This is a genomic window from Halobacterium wangiae (assembly GCF_021249345.1).
In the GTDB taxonomy this organism is placed as follows: domain Archaea; phylum Halobacteriota; class Halobacteria; order Halobacteriales; family Halobacteriaceae; genus Halobacterium; species Halobacterium wangiae.
Genome location: NZ_CP089588.1, coordinates 568,381 through 585,360 on the forward strand (window position 1 = coordinate 568,381; position 16,980 = coordinate 585,360).

General features: G+C 68.7%; 15 protein-coding genes and 2 tRNA genes. 5 read left to right on the forward strand and 12 right to left on the reverse strand.

The features are described from left to right. Positions 1 to 63: 63 nt before the first annotated feature. Positions 64 to 987, forward strand: a complete 924-nt coding sequence (locus LT965_RS02985) for a DMT family transporter (RefSeq protein ID WP_232702533.1) — start codon at positions 64 to 66, stop codon at positions 985 to 987. 9 nt (positions 988 to 996) lie between these two features. Here LT965_RS02985 and LT965_RS02990 read toward each other — a convergent pair whose 3' ends face one another. The 5 genes from LT965_RS02990 to LT965_RS03010 all read right to left on the reverse strand — a co-directional run bounded on the left by LT965_RS02990 (position 997) and on the right by LT965_RS03010 (position 5,328). Continuing rightward, the gene (locus tag LT965_RS02990; RefSeq protein WP_232702534.1) at positions 997 to 1,965 is read right to left on the reverse strand and encodes an aldo/keto reductase; all 969 of its coding nucleotides are present in this window, start codon (positions 1,963 to 1,965) and stop codon (positions 997 to 999) included. A gap of 56 nt (positions 1,966 to 2,021) precedes the next feature. Then, the gene (locus tag LT965_RS02995) at positions 2,022 to 2,270 is read right to left on the reverse strand and encodes a DUF8028 family protein (RefSeq protein WP_232702535.1); all 249 of its coding nucleotides are present in this window, start codon (positions 2,268 to 2,270) and stop codon (positions 2,022 to 2,024) included. A 446-nt stretch (positions 2,271 to 2,716) separates the two neighbouring features. Then, entirely contained in the window at positions 2,717 to 3,619 is a 903-nt protein-coding gene (locus tag LT965_RS03000; RefSeq protein WP_232702536.1) for a TylF/MycF/NovP-related O-methyltransferase, read from the reverse strand. 31 nt (positions 3,620 to 3,650) lie between these two features. Continuing rightward, positions 3,651 to 4,790 (reverse strand): GNAT family N-acetyltransferase, encoded by a 1,140-nt coding sequence (locus tag LT965_RS03005; RefSeq protein ID WP_232702537.1) that lies wholly within the window; start codon positions 4,788 to 4,790, stop codon positions 3,651 to 3,653. 381 nt (positions 4,791 to 5,171) lie between these two features. Next, positions 5,172 to 5,328: transfer RNA gene (locus LT965_RS03010), tRNA-Met, on the reverse strand. Between the two features lie 92 nt (positions 5,329 to 5,420). Here LT965_RS03010 and LT965_RS03015 point away from each other — a divergent pair. Continuing rightward, positions 5,421 to 6,464: a DUF7115 domain-containing protein gene (locus LT965_RS03015; protein ID WP_232702538.1), complete on the forward strand. Its 1,044-nt coding sequence runs from the start codon at positions 5,421 to 5,423 to the stop codon at positions 6,462 to 6,464. Here LT965_RS03015 and LT965_RS03020 read toward each other — a convergent pair. Beyond that, complete coding sequence (locus tag LT965_RS03020; protein ID WP_232702539.1) at positions 6,448 to 6,837, reverse strand: DUF5830 family protein; 390 nt, start codon at positions 6,835 to 6,837, stop codon at positions 6,448 to 6,450. The genes LT965_RS03015 and LT965_RS03020 overlap by 17 nt on opposite strands. An 80-nt stretch (positions 6,838 to 6,917) precedes the next feature. Between LT965_RS03020 and LT965_RS03025 the strand changes: the two genes are divergently transcribed. Continuing rightward, positions 6,918 to 7,547, forward strand: a complete 630-nt coding sequence (locus LT965_RS03025; protein WP_232702540.1) for a TVP38/TMEM64 family protein — start codon at positions 6,918 to 6,920, stop codon at positions 7,545 to 7,547. Between the two features lies 1 nt (position 7,548). Here the strand turns inward: LT965_RS03025 and LT965_RS16550 are convergent, their stop codons facing one another. After that, positions 7,549 to 7,677, reverse strand: a complete 129-nt coding sequence (locus LT965_RS16550) for an HVO_2523 family zinc finger protein (RefSeq protein WP_269782709.1) — start codon at positions 7,675 to 7,677, stop codon at positions 7,549 to 7,551. A gap of 79 nt (positions 7,678 to 7,756) precedes the next feature. Here LT965_RS16550 and LT965_RS03030 point away from each other — a divergent pair, with 79 nt between their 5' ends. Then, entirely contained in the window at positions 7,757 to 9,223 is a 1,467-nt protein-coding gene (locus tag LT965_RS03030) for a molybdopterin-dependent oxidoreductase (protein WP_232702541.1), read from the forward strand. On the opposite strand, the gene LT965_RS03035 is transcribed toward LT965_RS03030, so the two are convergent. From LT965_RS03035 to trpD, 5 genes are all read right to left on the reverse strand, one after another. Continuing rightward, on the reverse strand, positions 9,224 to 12,370 hold the full coding sequence (locus LT965_RS03035) for an adenosylcobalamin-dependent ribonucleoside-diphosphate reductase (RefSeq protein WP_232702542.1): 3,147 nt from the start codon (positions 12,368 to 12,370) through the stop codon (positions 9,224 to 9,226). A 374-nt stretch (positions 12,371 to 12,744) separates the two neighbouring features. Continuing rightward, a complete protein-coding gene (gene trpG / locus LT965_RS03040) occupies positions 12,745 to 13,332 on the reverse strand; it encodes an anthranilate synthase component II (RefSeq protein WP_232702543.1) in 588 nt (195 codons plus the stop codon). Next, a complete protein-coding gene (gene trpE, locus LT965_RS03045; RefSeq protein ID WP_432419304.1) occupies positions 13,329 to 14,900 on the reverse strand; it encodes an anthranilate synthase component I in 1,572 nt (523 codons plus the stop codon). Before trpE ends, trpG begins: the two co-directional genes overlap by 4 nt. After that, positions 14,900 to 15,547: a phosphoribosylanthranilate isomerase gene (locus LT965_RS03050; protein WP_232702545.1), complete on the reverse strand. Its 648-nt coding sequence runs from the start codon at positions 15,545 to 15,547 to the stop codon at positions 14,900 to 14,902. Before LT965_RS03050 ends, trpE begins: the two co-directional genes overlap by 1 nt. Then, a complete protein-coding gene (gene trpD / locus LT965_RS03055) occupies positions 15,544 to 16,554 on the reverse strand; it encodes an anthranilate phosphoribosyltransferase (protein ID WP_232703608.1) in 1,011 nt (336 codons plus the stop codon). Before trpD ends, LT965_RS03050 begins: the two co-directional genes overlap by 4 nt. Before the next feature lie 146 nt (positions 16,555 to 16,700). Here trpD and LT965_RS03060 point away from each other — a divergent pair. Next, positions 16,701 to 16,775: transfer RNA gene (locus LT965_RS03060), tRNA-Val, on the forward strand. Positions 16,776 to 16,980: the final 205 nt, after the last annotated feature.

Here is a 16,980-nt window from a genome sequence, read left to right on the forward strand (position 1 = left end):
GAAGCGGCGGCAAGACGTGCCCCGCTTCGAAAGCGTAAACCCCCTCGCGGGCGGATTCTCGGCGTGACCAACTACCGGGACGCAGGACTGTTCCTCGCGCTCGCTGCCGTCTGGGGGTCGGCGTTCGTCGCCATCAAGGCCGGCCTCAACGCCGGCTTCGAGCCCGTGCTGTTCGCGGCCGTCCGCTACGACATCGCCGGCGTCCTCATGCTCGCCTACGCGGCGTACGTTGCCGACAGGTGGCTGCCGCAGTCGCGGGCCGACTGGACAGTCGTCGGCATCGCGGCCGTCCTGATGATCGCGGCCTACCACGCCTTCCTGTTCGTCGGCGAGACGAACCCACACGTCACGAGCGCCGTCGCCGCCGTCGGCATCAGTCTCGGCCCCGTGCTGACCACCGGGTTCGCGCGTGCGTTCCTGCCAGCCGAACGCCTCTCCGTGGGCGGCATCGCCGGGCTGCTGCTCGGCCTCGTGGGCGTCGTCGTGCTGTCGAACCCCGACCCGTCGAACCTCCTCGGGAAGAGCACGGTCGGCGTCATGCTGGTGTTCACCGCTGCCGCGTGTTTCGCGCTCGGCAGCGTCCTCATGCAGCGCGTCGACGACGACCTCTCCATCGAGACGATGGAAGCGTGGGCGATGCTGCTGGGCGCGCTGCTCATGCACGGGCTCAGCCTCGGTCTCGGCGAGACACAGGCGGTTCCGACGAACTGGGACGCACTGATCTCGATCGCGTACCTCTCCGTGGCCGCCTCCGCCGCCGGCTTCCTGGTGTACTTCGAACTGCTGGACCGCCTCGGCCCCATCGAGATCAACCTCGTGAGCTACGTTGCGCCCGTGTTCGCCGCCGTGGTCGGGCTGTTGCTGCTGGGCGAACCCATCACGGTGTACACCGCTGGCGGCTTCGTCGTCATCTTCGCGGGCTTCTGCCTACTGAAGCGGCGCGCGCTCGCCGACGAACTCGGGAAGGTCCGGACGTCGTGGGCGTAGAGGAGGCGGCTACTTCGCGTCGGCGATGCGCTCGAACTGGTCGTCGTTCAGGTCGATGTCCGCGGCGTCGAGGTTCTCGCGGAGCTGCTCTGGCGTCCGGGCACCAGTGATCGGTGCGACCACGCTGTCGTGGTGCGTGAGCCACGCGAGTGCGACCTGCGCCGGCGACGCGCCGACCTCTTCGGCGACGGCCTCGACCTCCTCGAGGGCATCGAAGTTCTCGGACGTGAGGTAGGAGTCGACGAACTGCTGGTCCGTCGCGCCCCGCGTCCCCTCCGGCGGCTCCTCGCCGCGAGTGTACTTCCCGGTGAGGAAGCCGCCAGCGAGCGGCGACCACGGCACGACGCCGACGTCGTAGTCGTCGCACATCTCGAGGTAGTTCCCCTCTATCTCGCGATTGACTGCGTTGAATCGGGGCTGAGCGACGGTGAACGGTTCGTACCCCTCGCGGCGCGCGATCTCGTTGGCCTTCGCGACCTTCCAGGCGTTCGGCTCGAACGTCGACGTCCCGAGGTAGTTCACCTTCCCATCGCGGACGAACCCGTCGAGGGTGCGCATGAACTCGCGGGCGGGCGTGTCGTCGTCCCAGCGGTGGATGTACAGCAGGTCGACGTAGTCCGTGCCGAGGCGGTCGAGAATCTCGTCGACGTTGTTCCGGAGGTGTTTGCGGTTGAGACCGCGTCCGTTCGGGTCGTCGCGGGTCGGCCAGTAGATCTTCGAGGCGACGACGAAGTCCTCGCGGTCGCGGTCGGCGAGCCACTCGCCGATGTACTGTTCGGCGCGGCCGGCGCCGTACATGTCCGCGGTGTCGATGAAACGACCGCCGGCGTCGGCGTACGCGTCGAGCAGTTCGTGTGCTCGCTCGCGCCCGACTTCGACGTCGCCCTCGTCGTTCTCCCGGCCGAACCGCCAGGTGCCGAACGCGATTTCCGAGACCTTGAGGCCGGTACGGCCGAGCGGAACAGAGTCGAGACCCATGCGAGAAGCGAGGAGAGCGCCGGTGTTAAGCGGTGCGTCTTCGGGCGAGGAGTGGGTCAGTCGTCGGTGCGGTGGCGGCGGCCGACCAGGAGCGCGACCACGTGGGCCACGACCAGTCCGGCGAGCGCGGTCTGTTCGGCCGGCGACGTCGGGCCAGCGACGACCAGCGGGAGGTAGAGGAACGGGAGGGCGACGGCGGACCAGAAGCCGACGACTTCCAGGGGCTTCAGGACCGTCGCGGACGCTGGCGTCGTGACGGCGTCCGATGCAGCTTCGGCGAGAGCGGAGCGGGAGGGGGTTGACATCAGGAGTTCACCTCGTCATCACAGTGTACTGGTGGCGCCACCATATAGGGGGCCGACCGTTGGAATCGTTTCACCCCGATTCAGTTCGTCAGCCCCGAAGTAACGTCAGTTTAGGACGTGTTTATAATCGTTTAGACGTTTTATCGAGGGTTCTGAGGCGTTCTTCGTGGTCCCCTAGAAATCCCGCCATATTCGGGGCGTCTGACGGAGGGCAGCCACTGGCACGCCCGAGGTCCGTCGGTCGTCGAGTGAGGACGCTGGCGACCCGCACGGCCGTCGCCACTCTGGACACCGCAGTGACAACTCGGGCGCACTCGGGTAGCCGCTCGACTGTCCGCGACTCCCGTCGGCGAGGCAGCGGGTGGAGAACTGAGGTCCGTCTGGTCCGGCCCGTTCGACTGTTGCTCGGGAGTCGGAACGCGACGTCGCTGCCCCGTCCAGAGGCTCTACTTCTGGCCCCGTAGCGAGACGTCGACGCAGTTGCCGGCGCCCGTCTCGGCGACGCGCTCGAACGCCGACTCTTCGAGGTTCTTGACGGTGTAGCCGAGCAGGCTCGTGAAGCCGTTGCTGTCGGGGTGGAGGCCCAGACCGCTGCCCGCTCCGATGAGTCCAGGGGGTTCGGTGTCGAGGTGTCGTCGCCACCAGTCGGCGTCGAAGAACAGCGACGAGATCTCGATGTGTTTCACGTCGTGCGTGAACAGGTACCCGCCGTCGACGAGGGCGGGCCAGAGGTGTTCGATGCAGGTCTCGGCCGAATCCCGCAGGCCGACGTCGAGGAAGACCAGCGCGCAGTCCGCCTCGAACTCCGGGAGCGTCTCCTCGAAGTACCCCCGGTGGAACGTACAGACCGAGGGGTCGCCGTACGCTGCGACGTTCGCCTGGGCTTCCTCGAGAGACGCTCGCCAGGAGTTCTCCGAGTACGTGTGGACCTGTTCGGATTCGACGAGGACGTGTGCCTCGTCGCGTTCGGAGGGTTCGGGCATCCCCTCGAAGGAGTCGAAGACGTCGAGCTGACGGCCGCAGGCGCTCGCCACCAGCGACAGGTTCGCCGTGCTCCCACCCTTGTAACAGCCGCACTCGACGATGCTCCCCTCCGTGTCCGCCGGCAGTTCGAGAATCTTCGTCGCGATAGTGAGATGTTCGAGGAACGTCGACCCCGTCGGAATCCGGCCGTTGTTCCGGGCCATCTGCCACACCAGCCGGAGTTTCGTGGGCAGTCCGACGCCGTACTCCGCGCCCGTCTCGGGCTTGAAGTAGTCGGTCAGGATGATCGGCGTGGCGAGAACGACGAGCCCCATCGTGTAAATTCGGTACAGCGTCTCGATCGCTCGGTCTGTAGTGTCCGTCATAGTCTGAATAGTCGTTTGTCGGTGTCGGTCGCTACGTCGTGTCTCGTTCGCAGAACGACAGTAGCCAGTTCGAGGTGTCCGTGAGCCGGTAGTCGTTGACGGTCCACGCGTCCTCGTTCAGGTCGCCGAGTGGCCGGACGGCGAACGTGCTCCGGTGGTCGGTGAACCGCGACAGCGGCAGGCGGTCGTCGGGGAAGAACCCGCTTCGCACCAGCAGGTCGTCGGGGAGCGCCCCCTCGGTTGCGGCGAGGACGTCCGAGTCGACGTGGTCGGCGACGACCCTGTCGAGCAGGCAGGCGAGGGCGGCGGACCGCCGGCGACCCCCCGCGAGCGGCACCACCTCGACGATCTGGGTGAGTGTGATACCAGCTTCCGTCGTGCGCGTGCGCGCGACGAGGCCAGCCACTTGGGTCCCGTTCTCCGTCGCGACGTACGTTCGACGGCTCCAGACCGGGCTGGCGAACCGCCAGCGGTAGAACGCCTCGTCCCGGGACGCGTGAATCTGTTCGGGGATCTCTCGCCGGTAGAGCGTGGTGAGCGTCTCCACTGGAGCACCGGATTCCACTTCGACGGTGAACGCCTCCGGCGACAGGCCGACCCGGGTCCACAGCGACAGGAGTGTCCGAGCAGCGGGGTTCGCCACTCTGCTGGCGTGCTTCGTGAGCTGGCCGTCCAGCGTCGAACCGGTGAACGCGGTCGGGTTCTGGATGCGGTAGTAGGTCTGCTGTTCGTCGACTGCTCGCCACCCGAGTTTCTCGTAGCCCGGCCACGCCTGCTCGTTCGGGAAGTTGAAGCACAGCTCGGGCGTCCGGTCCTCGTAGTGTGCGATCGCGGCCTCCGTCATCCGGGTGAAGATCCCGCGACCGCGGTAGTCGGGGTGGACCATCGTATCCGACGGCTGGAGGGCAGAGAGGGTCGTGTCCCCCGCACGGAGTCGGAACGCCATGAACGGGCGCGCTCCGACGACACGTCCGTCCGCGAGTGCGAGAAACACCGGTGGTTCGGTGATGTAGGGGTTCTCCTCGTACTTCCAGGCGAACCACGATTCGCTCCTCGTGCGGTCCCAGACGACTTCGTCGAGCGCGAGCACGTCGGCGCGGTCGCGGGGGTCGTATCGACGAATCCTGACTCGACTGTCGGAGCCCCCCGCTCCCCCGGACGTCGCGTTCATGACTCTACTCTGCGCAGTGGTGAGTTTCCACCCGACACGGTAGAACGTTCAAAGCTCGACTGCATTGTTATTGAGGCGCTGTCTGCCACTCTCTGCAGCACGCGTTTTTTAAGCCGGTCTTGCGGAGAGTATGGTGGCGTTGTCGGGCGGTCTAGCCGCTGCGTCCCACCGTCGTCGGCACCCGGAACGACCGTTCTGCAGACTGTCGGTCGCGACTGCGTGTTCGGCCGATACTGGACGTGCTCACGGCGGGTGAGCACAGTAGGACGAGCATGTGGAGCGGGCTTCGAATTACGGAAGCGTTTCGTGCTCCCTACGTTGCCGGTTCTCCTCTCGAACGTTCGACGGACGCCTCGCTCTGGTCGTCGTCGCGTCGAAGAATGCCCGGGGAGGGTTTTGAACCCTCGATCTCCGCATGTCCCAGGTTCGAGGCTCGGCGGGCCTCGCGGACATGCCGAACAACCACGTGGCGTGGGTTGCCGCACCGAAGCTCGGAACCCTATGAGTGCGGCGCTATGACCAGCTAAGCCACCCGGGCGCAGTCTCCGCTAGGCGGAGCCCATTCTTTAACGTTCTCATCTCCGGTGGCTACCCGTCGGGTTTATGCCGAGGGGGTGGCTTCGGGCGTACATGAACGTACCCGCGCTCGTCCAGTCGTCGCTCGGGGACGAGGACGTCGCCGCGCACGTGCCGTTGAAGGGGGAGGACGCGCTGTTCGTCACGCCGACGCGAACCATCATCTACCGGGCGGACGGACTGCTCAGCGACGAGACCGTCGAGGAGTTCTCGCACGACGCCGAGGGGATCCAGGTCAGCGAGGGACGACGGAAGGCGAAGGTCACGCTCGACTACGGCCTCGACGGCGAGGAGACGTTCTCCGTGCCGTCGGGGAAACTCGACGACGTGCTCCACCCGATCATCGCGGGCGTGCTGAACGCGGCTGGCGTCACGCAGCCTGGCGAGACCGTCAAGCGGACCTACCGGTTCAGCGAACTCACGCTGGTCGTCACCAGCGACCGCGTCGTCAGGCACATCGGCGAGGCGGTGTGGGGGCCGGACTACGAGGAGATCGACTTCGAGGCGGTCACAGGTATCGACGTCGAGGACGGCAACGTCGCGAGCCAGCTCGTCCTCGAGACCACCGGACGCACCCAGCGCATCAAGGCGCCGAACGAGGAGTTCCGTGACGTCCGGGAGACCGTCGAGGAGGGCGTCTACGCCTTCCACGACGCGGCCAGCGCCGAGGAGTTCGCGCGGATGAACGTCGACGAGGACGACGAGACGGCCACCGAGGAGGTGTCGTTCGGCGGCGGCGTCGACCCCATCGACACCAGCGGCGTCGGCGAGGACGAGAGCGAGACGGTCACGGGGGCGACCGAGGCCGGTGGCGCCCAGGCCCAGGTCGCCGAGGAGCCGGCCGAGACCGCAGCCGCCGCCGAGGCCGGCGAGGACGACGAGTTCGAGTCCAGCGGCTTCGAGACGGCGGCCGCGAAGATCGAACCACCCGTCGCGCCCGAGGAACTGGACGGAGAACTCGACGAGATGGAGGGCGTCGTCGCCGAGATGGCCGAGACGATCGATCGACAGCGGGAGGTCCTCGACGCACAGCAGGCCGTCCTGGAGGCCCAGCGCGAGCGCCTCGCGGCGCTCCGCGAACTCATTCCCGACCAGTGACCTTCCGGATGCACGACGACCCGAACGCGCCGAGTTCGCCGGCGTCGAGCCGGACGAAGTAGCCCGTCGAGATCGTCGACCCGCAGCGCCGACACGAGAACTCCCCCTCCTTCGTGAACACCTCCGAGCGGAACGACACGTAGGCGCCGCCCTGGGGGTACACCTCGCCGTCCTCGCGCTCGATGACACCGCGCTCCTCGGCGGCGTCGAGGATCTCGCGGGTCCGCCGCGGGTGGGTCGTCACCGTCTCGATGCGGTCGATGGCGTCGGCGACGGACAGCGACTCGAACTCCAGTTTCGAGAGGAGTTCCACGCCCAGCTCCACGGGGTCGGCCGTCTGGTCGCCAGCGTGGTCCGCGTCGCCGTCGCTCATGCGTACTCCTGGGTCGACGGCGCACTTGACGCTTGCGCGGATGGACAACGATAAGCGCCTCCCCCGGGTAGCGGGCGCCGATGAAGCGGTACGCGGCCGGCGCGGCGGTCGCCGCGCTGGTGGCCGTCGCCGTCGTCGTCCGCCCGGACCGTGCGCTCGGCGTGCTGCGCACGGCCGTCGCCAGCCCCTGGTTCCCGCTGCTCGCCGTCGGCCTCTACGCCGTCCGTCCGTTCCTCGGCTGGCCGATCAGCCTGCTGTCGGCGCTCGTCGGCTTCCGGTACGGCGTCGCCGTCGGCGTCCCCGTCGCGCTCGTCGGCGCGGTCGGCACCAGTCTCCCCGCCTACGTCGTCGGCCGGCGCGCCCCCGCGGACGGCCGCCTACTCGGGCGGTTCACCGACGGGAGCCGACGGTTCTTCGACGCGACCGGCGACCTCCGCGGCGTCGTCGCCGCGCGCCTCGCACCGACGCCCTCCGAACCCATCTCCGCGGCGGCGGGTGCCGGCGGCGTCGGCCTGCGCGCGTTCGTCGCGGGCACGCTGGTCGGCGAACTCCCGTGGGTGGTGGCGACGGTAACCCTCGGCAGTGGGCTGAACGCGTTCACGATGGACGCCGCGCACGTCGACGCGACGCTGCTCGTCGGCGGCGCACTCGCGGCGCTACTCGTCCTGACGCCGGTGGCGCACCGCACGTGGCGGGCACGGCGAACGTGAGTTACGAGACCCAGAAGTTGTCCGAGCAGTCCATGATGACGCCGTGCTGCGGGCAGACGTACTTGCAGTGGCGCTTGAACAGGTGCGCCTCGCACATCGGGCACGTCGGTCCACCCTCGTCGTCTGCCATACCAGTGGCTCTGGAGTCGACGAGTAAAGGCGTGTCTCTCGACACCGAGTTCTATGGGGTTCGACGCCAACGTCCACGTATGCGGTGGTTGCCTGGTGTCGAACGAGCCGTCCCCGCTGGAGTCGCCGCAGTCGCGGCTTCGTACGCCTACGCAGGGTTCACGCGGGAGTTCGTCGTCGCGCCGCTGACGCGCATCGTCGTCCGGTTCTCCCCGGACTCGCTCGTCGGGTTCGCCATCACGCAACTCGGCTCGACGGCACAGACGCTCGTTCTCGCCGCGAGCCTCGTCGCCGCCGCGGGGCTGTTCGGAGCGGCGGGCGCAATCGGCTGGGCGGCAGGGGACACGGTCGGTCGTGAGTGGGTCGCCATCCCGGTCGGCGCCGTCGCCGCGGGACTACTCGGCTGGCTACTCGCGCCGACGTGGGAAGTCGGCATCGTCACGGGACTCGCGGTCGGTCTCGTTCTCACGGCGTTCGCCGTGCCGGTCTCCGGGTCGGCGCCGGGCGCACCGCGGCGCCGCGTCCTCCGGGCGGCCGCGGGTGTGGCGGCGAGCGCGGGCGTCGGCTCCCTGCTGGCGAGCGAGCGGACGTACAGCGCCGACTCCGTCGTGCGCGACCCGGTCGCGGTCGACCTGCTGGAGGGCGCCGACGCCCGGAGTCTCGCCGTGCCGGACGTCGAACCGCTGGTCAGCCGGTCGTTCTACGAGGTGGACGTCAACGTCGTGAACCCGCGCGTCCGGACCGAGGACTGGACGCTGTCCGTGACCGGGTCGAGAATCGACACCGAGTACGACTTCGACGCGCTCCGCGAGTTCGACGTCGAACACCGGTTCGTCACACTGCGCTGCGTCGGCGACGCGCTGAACGGCCGGAAGATGGACACCGCGCTGTGGACCGGCATCCCGGTGCGTGCGCTGCTCTCGAAACTGGACGCCCCGACCAACTGCTGTGTGGTGACGCGGGCGGCCGACGACTACCACCAGGAGTTTCCGCAGGCCGCGCTCCGCGACGGTCTGCTGGCGTTCCGCATGAACGGCAAGCCGCTGCCGCGAGCGCACGGCGCGCCGGTCCGCCTACTCGTCCCGGGCCACTGGGGCGAGATCAACGTGAAGTGGCTCGACGAAATCGAACTCCGCGACGAACCCGCGACGGGCTACTGGGAGGAACGGGGCTGGCACGGCACCGGCCCGGTGAACACCGTCGCGAAACTCCACCACGCCGAGCGGGACGGCGACCGCGTCACCGTCGGCGGCCACGCGTACGCCGGCACGCGGGGCGTGAGCCGAGTCGAGGTGTCCCCGGACGGCGGCGAGACGTGGCGCGAGGCGGAACTCAGCCCGCGACTCCCGGGCGCCCACGGCGAGCACGGCTCGCAGTTACGGGAGATGGCGCGGGACGCGTGGCGGCAGTGGCGCTACAAGTTCACGGCCAGCGGAGAACGAGAGGTCGTCGTTCGAACGGTTGAATCGGACGGAACTGTACAGCCACGCGAGCGCTCGGCGGCGAAACCGGACGGCGCGAGTGGATGGGTCAGCGAGCGCGTGTAGCTAGCACTCGCTCCAGCCGCAGGACTCGCAGGTCTTGCAGCCTTCGCTGAAGTAGAGGCTCATCGACCCGCAGTCCGGGCACTCGGGGCTCTCGCCCGCCTCGATGAGCGACTGGGTCGCGTCCTCGGTGTCCTGTGCGGCGTCCTTGCTGGCGCCGCCGGGACCCTGCGGTCCGCCAAGCGTGGTGTCGGTCGGGCCGCCGTCGGTCTCCGGCGGACTCTCGGTCTCCCCGGTGAGTTCGGAGAGGTGTTGCTGCTGGGGGTAGGCCGCGCGGTCGACGTCGCCGTCGAGGTAGCGACGGAGCGCGGTGCCGAAGGCGTCCGGGATGGAGTTGACCTGCTCGCCCTTGTCCCAGGCGACCTTCGGGCTGCGGATGCCCTGCAGTTTGTCGGCGATCTCCTCGGGGTCGACGCCCGAGCGGAGCGCGACGGAGATGGTCTTCGCCAGCGCCTCCGTGAACGAACCCGTGAAGCCACCGGAGTTCCCGGTGTTCGCGAACAGCTCGAACGGCCGCTCGCGCTCGGGGTCCTCGTTGATGGTGACGTATAGCTTCCCGTAGCCGGTGTCGATGCGCTGGGTGACGCCGTGGAGGAGGTCGGGGCGGGACTGCTTCTCGGCGAACTCGCCCTCGAGGGCTTCCTCGTCGCCGGCGAAGAGGTCCCGGAGGTCGTCGCCGAACTCGGCCTGGACCTCCTCGGACTCGAGGAAGCCCTCGATGCCGCCGAACGTCTCCTCGATCTGCTCGACCATCGCCTCCGCAGCTTCGTCCTCGTCCATCCCGGAGAAGTCGGCGTTGTCGGCGCGCGTGGTGAGCACCTGCTTGCTGCGGGTGCCGTCGCGGTAGACGGTGACGCCCTTCCCGCCGTTCTCGTAGATGTAGCGGTACACCTCGTCCATGTCCTCGACGGAGGCGTCGTTCGGGAAGTTGCAGGTCTTCGAGATGGCGGAGTCGACGCCCGCCTGGCACGCGGTCTGGACCGCGGCGTGCTCCTTCCCGGAGAGGTCGGCGGTGACGACGAACAGTTCGCCGATGGCGTCCGGGACCGTCTCCAGGCCCTCGACGCCGTCGAAGACGTTTTCGGCCATCTGCTCCTGGGCCTCCGCCTTCACGGCGTCGACGTCGATGTCGTTGTCGACCAGCGTGCGGAGGAAGTAGTCGTCGAACTCGACGAGCATCTCGTCGCCCTGCACGTCGTCGCTGACGTTCTTGTAGTAGGCGACGTTGTAGATGGGCTCACAGCCGCCCGTGGTGTTGCCGACCATCGACGTGGTGCCGGTCGGCGCGATGGTGGTCGTGTTGTGGTTGCGGATGGGGTAGCCGTCGGCCCAGTCGTCGGCGTCCTCGCCGGTGTGGTGTTCGAACCACTCCGCGTACTCCGTCGGGTTCGCGTACTTGGACTTGCCCCACTCGTCGAAGCTGCCGCGCTCGCCCGCGAGTTCGTGGCTCGCGGCCTTCGACCCGTGGTCGATGCGCGTCATCAGCTGGCGGGCGATCTCGTTACCCTCCTCGCTGCCGTACTTCACGCCGAGCTGGATGTACAGCTGTGCGAGGCCCATGACGCCGAGCCCGATCTTGCGCATCTCGGCAACCTTCTCCTCGATCTTCTCGACCGGGAAGTCCGACATGGTGACGACGTTCTCCAGGAAGCGCGTCCCCATCTCGATGCGGTGGTCGAACTCCTCTGTGTCGACGGCCTCCGCGAGGAAGCGCTCGACGCCCTCCTCGAGGGAGTCGAACTCGTTGTTCTCGCTCCAGACGCGCCAGTCCGGCGCGTTCTGAGCGGCGAGCGTCGAGAGGTTGATGTGGCCGAGGTTGCACGCCTCGTACTCCTCGAGGGGCTGCTCGCCACACGGGTTCGTCGCGAGGATGCGGTGCTCGGGGTGCTCCTCGACGTCGAAGGAGTGCTGTTTGTTGACGCGTTCGAGGTAGATGACGCCGGGTTCCCCGTTCTCGTGGGCGCCCTCGACGATGCGGTCCCAGAGCTCGTGGGCGGGGATGGTGAGCTCCTCGCCGGGTTCGACGTAGTGGCCGAGCCCGTAGCGGGAGTACATCTCCTTGGTCTCCGCGGTGGCGACGTGCGGTTCGCCCGTGCGCGGGTTCGTGAACGTGTACTCCTCGCCGTTCTGGAGGGCCTCCATGAAGCCGTCGGTGACGCCGACGGAGATGTTGAAGTTAGAGAGGTGGCCCTCGACGGCGTTCCGGAGGTGCTTCGGGACCTTCCCGTCCTCGTCGATGAGGTCGCGGGCCTCCTCGAGCGCCTCGGAGAACGTGGTGTACGTGTAGTCGTCGGGGTCGTTGAGGCGCAGCGTGTGCGCGAGGCTCACGTCCTTGTTCTTCGCGTGGATGAACTCCACGACGTCCGGGTGGGAGACACGCATCACGGCCATCTGTGCGCCGCGGCGCGCGCCGCCCTGCGCGATGGTCTCGCACATCTGGTCGAACGTCTCCATGAACGTCAGCGGCCCGGAGGCGATGCCGCCCGTGGAGCCGACGGAGTCGCCGTACGGGCGGAGCTGCCAGAACGCGTACCCCATGCCGCCGCCGGACTGGAACACTTCGGCGGCCTCCTTGGCGGTCTGGTGGATGTCCGTGAGGTCGTCGCCCGGCGAATCGACGAAACACGCCGAGAGCTGCTGGAGTTCGTCGCCGGCGTTCATCAGCGTCGGCGAGTTCGGCATGAACGCCAGCCGCTCCATCAGTTCCTGGAACTCGCCGCGGACGCTCTTGACGTGCGCTCGCGCCGCGTCGTCCTCGAGTTCGGGGACGACGGTGTCGTAGGCGAACTTGTTGACGTTCTCCTCGGTGAGTTCGACCGTCTCGTCGGTGTCCGCCGGCGTGACGCCCTCGCCGAAGACCTCCTCGGCGAGTTCGTCGCGGCGCGGGTGGTCGGGCTTGAGCTGGTCGGGCGTGACGGTGACCGGCTCGTCGGTCTCGTAGACGACCTCCGCGAGCGCGATGTTCTTCGCGACGCGCTCGAAGAGGTCCTCCTGGCTCTCGACGAGGTCGCCGTTGGAGTCCTTGCGGAGGTAGCGAGCCGGCAGGATGTTCTCGTAGGCGTTGTCGGTCATCCGGTCGGCGAGCGTGTCGCCGTCGACGCGCTTGACGGGCAGGGTGAGATCGTCCGCGGAGAGGTCCCGAGAGCTCATCGGCTGTCCCTCCCCGGTACGGTGCGTTGCGTGGTTGGTTGGAGTATCATGGATTGGTCGAACACCGGGTCGCAGTTGACGACGAATGGTACCGCGCGGAGCGGTTAGTAGTTGTGTTTCTCCACCCCCGCGACACCCGCCGTCAACCCGCCCGAATCTGCGTGCCTCAAGCGTATGGATGGCTGGGTCATAAGCCCATCCAAAGCACGGTGAAAGTGGTAACCATCTGGCGACAAAAGTCGGAGACAGCACGGGGATTTCAGTTTCGTCCTCCAGTGGAACAAAAGGGGGGTTCGGCACCGCGCGAACCGGCGGCTGTTCGGGGTAGCGCAGCCAGCGACGACGACGTCGATTCGAAGGGTGAGAACCGGGGTTCAGACGCCCGCGAGGAAGTTCCGGACCAGGTCGTGACCGGCCCCGGTCAGGACGCTCTCAGGGTGGAACTGTACGCACTCGATCGGGTGCTCGCGGTGGCGCACGCCCATCGGGAGGTCGCCGTCCGCGACGGTGGCCGACACCTCGAAGCAGTCCGGGACCGCGGTGCACGCCAGCGAGTGGTAGCGGGCCGCGGGGAACTCCTGGTCGACGCCCGCGAACACGCCCCGGTCGTCGTGGACGACGGGGCTGGTCTTGCCGTGAATCGGGGCGGGCGCGCGGCCCACCTCGCCGCCGAACTCGTACACCGCGGCCTCCATGCCGAGACAGACGCCGAGCGTCGGCACGTCCGGGCTCACCGCCCGCAGAACCTCCCGGGTGACGCCGACGTCGCGGTCGTTCTTCGGGTGGCCGGGTCCGGGGCTGACGACGATGGCGTCCGGGTCGACCTCTCGCACGTCCTCGAGACTCGCGGTGTTCTTCAGCACCGGCGTCTCCGGGCGTTCGCCGTCGACGCGCTGCTCGGAGACGTACTCCACGAGGTTGTACGTGAACGAGTCGAAGTTGTCGACGAAGAGCACTCTCACGGCTGGACCTCCGGTTCCGGTTCGCGCTCGCGGATGCGCTCGACGGCGGCGAGCACGCCGTCCATCTTCGCCTCCGTCTCGTCGAACTCCGCGCTCGGGTCGCTGTCAGCGACAACGCCCGCGCCCGCACGCACGCGTAGGGTGTCCTCGCTCCCGTCGACACCCATCTCTATCGTCGCCGACCGGATGGCGATGGCGAACTCCGCGTCGCCGGTCCACGAGAAGTAGCCGACGCCGCCGCCGTAGATGCCCCGCGGGGAGGCTTCGAGGGCGTCGATGTGCTCCATCGCGCGGACCTTCGGCGCTCCCGACAGCGTGCCCGCGGGGAACGACGCACGGGTGGCGTCGAAGCAGTCGGCGTCGTCTGCGAGCGTCCCGGTGACGGTGGACTCGATGTGCTGGACGTGGCTGTACTTCAGGACGCGCATGAACTCGGGGACGCGGACGCTCCCGGGTTCGCTGACGCGACGCACGTCGTTGCGCGCGAGGTCCACGAGCATCGCGTGTTCGGCGCGCTCCTTCTCGTCGGCGAGCATCTCGCCCGCGAGGCGGCGGTCCTCGACGGGGCTGGCGCCCCGGGGGCAGGTGCCCGCGATGGGGTTGTTCACCACGGTGTCGTCGTGCACGGCGACCAGCGTCTCTGGGCTCGCCCCGACGACGGTGCGATCGTCGTGGGAGAGCAGGAACATGTACGGCGAGGGGTTCACGTCGCGGAGTGCCGCGTAGAGGCCCCGCGGGTCGACGTCACCGTCGAGTTCACGCGTGCGCGAGACGACCGCCTGGTACACCTCGCCGTCGAACACTGCCTCCTTGGCCTTCGAGACGGCAGCCTCGTACTCCTCGCGTGGACCGGCGCGCTCGTCGGTGACGCGGAAGCCACCGAACTCGGGGTCGGGCGCGTCGGTGAGCGCTGCCTGCACGCGTTCGGCCTCCGCGCGGAGCGTGTCGTAGACGGCTTCCGGGTCGTCGTCGGCGCCGACGACGGGCGTGAACACGAGCGAGACGTCGCCCGTCGCGCGGTCGAAGACGAGCGTCCGCGTCGAGAGCACGAACTCCGCGTCCGGGAGCGGCGTCTCGGGGCGCTCGACACCCACCTCCTCCAGCCAGAGGTCGTACACCGCGTCGTAGGCGAGGAAGCCCACGAGACCACCGTCGAGCAACTGGCGGTCCTCGTCGGGGAAGCCGCGGCGCTCGACGTTCGGCAGGACGTCACGCAGGCGGTCGAGGACGTCGCCCTCACCTGCGCCGAGCAGGTCAGCCGCGCGCTCGTCCCGGAGGCGCTCGACGTCGGTTCCCTCGGGCCCCACGGTGACGACGGCGGCGGGGTCGTAGCCGACGAACGAGTAGCGGGCGTGGCGGTTCTCTGTGGCGCTCGAAGGCCGGAACGCGCCGTCCGGGTCGCTGGCCGCGGTCTTCTCGGCGCTCTCCAGCAGGAAGCCGTACCGTCCCTCGGTGAGCGCGTCGTAGGCCGTCAGTGGCGTCACGTCGGTGTCGAGGGTGGCCGCGACCCGGAGGACCGCCGGCCCGTCGCCGGCGAGGTCCGCGAACGCCGAGCGCGTGGTGTCCATCACGACTCGACCACCGCGTGGCCAGCGTTCGCGTTCTCCACGAACGCCCGCACTGCGTCGTGGTCCTTCTTGCCGCCCGCGACCTCGACGCCCGAAGCGACGTCCACCGCGTACGGCTCCGCCGCGTCGACGGCGTCGGCGACGTTCTCCGGCGTGAGTCCGCCCGCGAGCACGACTGGCGAGTCGACCGACGCGGCGAACTCCCGGGTCGCGTCCCAGTCGTGCGTGCGGCCGGTTCCGCCCCCGCCACCGGCGTCTGCCGAGTCGACGAGCAGCGCGTCGACGACGTCGTCGTACCGACCAGCGCCGGGGTCCCCGGCGTCGACCGACTTCAGCACGGCTGCGTCCGCCTTCGCCGCGACGTAGGCCACGTCGCCGACCGGCAGGTCGCCGTGCAACTGGACGACGTCCGGGTCGACGCGGTCGACGAGTTCGACCGCGCGCTCGGGCGTCGCCGGCATCGTCACGAGCACCGTGGTGACGAACGGCGGCGCGGCGGCGACGAGGTCCGTGGCCCGCTCGACGGCGACCTCCCGCGGCGTGTCCACCGGGACATCGGAGATCACGCCGACGGCGTCGGCGCCGGCCGCGGCGGCCGCTCTCAGGTCGGTCTCGGAGGTCAGCCCGCAGATCTTCACGCGCGTCATTGCGTCGCCGCGTGGGTCCCCTGGAGGGTTCTGAGCGTCTCCTCGGCGTCGCCAGAATCGATCGCCTCGCGTGCGCGCTCCGCGCCCGCTTCGAGCGAGTCGGCCTCGCCGGCGACGTAGATGGCGGCGCCCGCGTTCGCGAGTACGATGTCGCGTTTCGGGCCGGTGACGTCGCCGGAGACGATGCCGCGGAGGTCGCGGGCGTTCTCCTCTGGCGAGCCACCGGAGACGGCCGTTATCGGGGCTTCGTCGAGGCCGAAGTCGGCGGGCGTGACGGTGTACTCCGCGACGGTGTCGCCGTCGACCTCCGCGACGGTCGAGGGGCCGTGGAGCGCGAACTCGTCGAGGCCGTCGCCGTGGACGACGAGCGCGCGGTCGACGTCCATGTGCGAGAGCGCGCGAGCGAGCGTCGGGACGAGGTCGGGGTCGTAGACGCCGACGACCTGGGCGTCTGCGCCCGCCGGGTTGGTGAGCGGCCCGAGGAGGTTGAAGATGGTCCGCATCTCGAGTTCCCGGCGCGGGCCGATGACCGCCTTCATCGCGGGGTGGAACGCCGGCGCGTGCATGTAGCCGATGCCGTGGTCCTCGACGAGCGCCTCGACCGCCGTGGGGTCAGCGTCGAGGTCGACGCCGACCGTCTCGAGGACGTCTGAACTGCCCGAGGAGGAGGAGACGGAGTAGTTGCCGTGTTTGGCGACGGGGACGCCGGCACCACCCACGACGAGCGTCGAGGTGGTGGAGACGTTGATGGTGTCGTAGTCGTCGCCGCCCGTGCCGCAGGTGTCGACCAGCGGCTCGCGGTCGGGGTCGATGGTGCGCGCGGCGTCGCGCATCCCTTGTGCGAACCCCGCGAGTTCCGTCTCCGTCTCGCCCTTCGCGCGGAGCGCCGCGAGCAGCGCGCCGATCTGGGCGTCCGTTGCGTCCTCGAAGATTCGGGTGACGGCGTCGCGGGCGTCGGCGAGGCTCAGGTCCTCGCCGTCCGCGACGCGCTCGGTGTACTCGTTTATATCGGACATCGATGTTCTATTCCGGGTTGTGGTGTACAAGTCTGTACAACGCCTTAAAGCTGTCGTGGGCGGCAGCGCTCGGTTCCCCTGTTTCGAAACCTTCAACTATACCCCCGGACTACGGTGAGATGCACCGAAGGCCACGCGGGTTGGTGGTCTAGTCAGGCTATGACACCTCCTTGACATGGAGGAGACCGGCGGTTCAAATCCGCCCCAACCCACTTCTACGAAACTCACACCGGCGAGCACCGCGTAGCGTGTGCGACGCCCCGAGAAGACGGTGAATGGGTTCGGGGATTCGAACCCGGGACGTCGCAGCGGCCGAGCGAAGCGAGGCCGACCATCTTCCTCGGGGTCACAATCCGCCCAGCCCACTTCTCGAATTGCTGCGCCGACGGGCGACGCTTGTGCCGCTCGACGCGCACC

Coding starts and splice junctions, on each gene's coding strand:
- LT965_RS16550 (WP_269782709.1), bottom strand. CDS start 7,677: ATGGCAGACGACGAGGGTGGACCGACGTGCCCGATGTGCGAGGCGCAC.
- LT965_RS02990 (WP_232702534.1), bottom strand. CDS start 1,965: ATGGGTCTCGACTCTGTTCCGCTCGGCCGTACCGGCCTCAAGGTCTCG.
- trpE (WP_432419304.1), bottom strand. CDS start 14,900: ATGGACACCACGCGCTCGGCGTTCGCGGACCTCGCCGGCGACGGGCCG.
- LT965_RS03015 (WP_232702538.1), top strand. CDS start 5,421: ATGAACGTACCCGCGCTCGTCCAGTCGTCGCTCGGGGACGAGGACGTC.
- LT965_RS03005 (WP_232702537.1), bottom strand. CDS start 4,790: ATGAACGCGACGTCCGGGGGAGCGGGGGGCTCCGACAGTCGAGTCAGG.
- LT965_RS03050 (WP_232702545.1), bottom strand. CDS start 15,547: ATGACGCGCGTGAAGATCTGCGGGCTGACCTCCGAGACCGACCTGAGA.
- LT965_RS03035 (WP_232702542.1), bottom strand. CDS start 12,370: ATGAGCTCTCGGGACCTCTCCGCGGACGATCTCACCCTGCCCGTCAAG.
- LT965_RS03000 (WP_232702536.1), bottom strand. CDS start 3,619: ATGACGGACACTACAGACCGAGCGATCGAGACGCTGTACCGAATTTAC.
- LT965_RS03020 (WP_232702539.1), bottom strand. CDS start 6,837: ATGAGCGACGGCGACGCGGACCACGCTGGCGACCAGACGGCCGACCCC.
- LT965_RS03025 (WP_232702540.1), top strand. CDS start 6,918: ATGAAGCGGTACGCGGCCGGCGCGGCGGTCGCCGCGCTGGTGGCCGTC.
- LT965_RS02995 (WP_232702535.1), bottom strand. CDS start 2,270: ATGTCAACCCCCTCCCGCTCCGCTCTCGCCGAAGCTGCATCGGACGCC.
- LT965_RS03030 (WP_232702541.1), top strand. CDS start 7,757: ATGCGGTGGTTGCCTGGTGTCGAACGAGCCGTCCCCGCTGGAGTCGCC.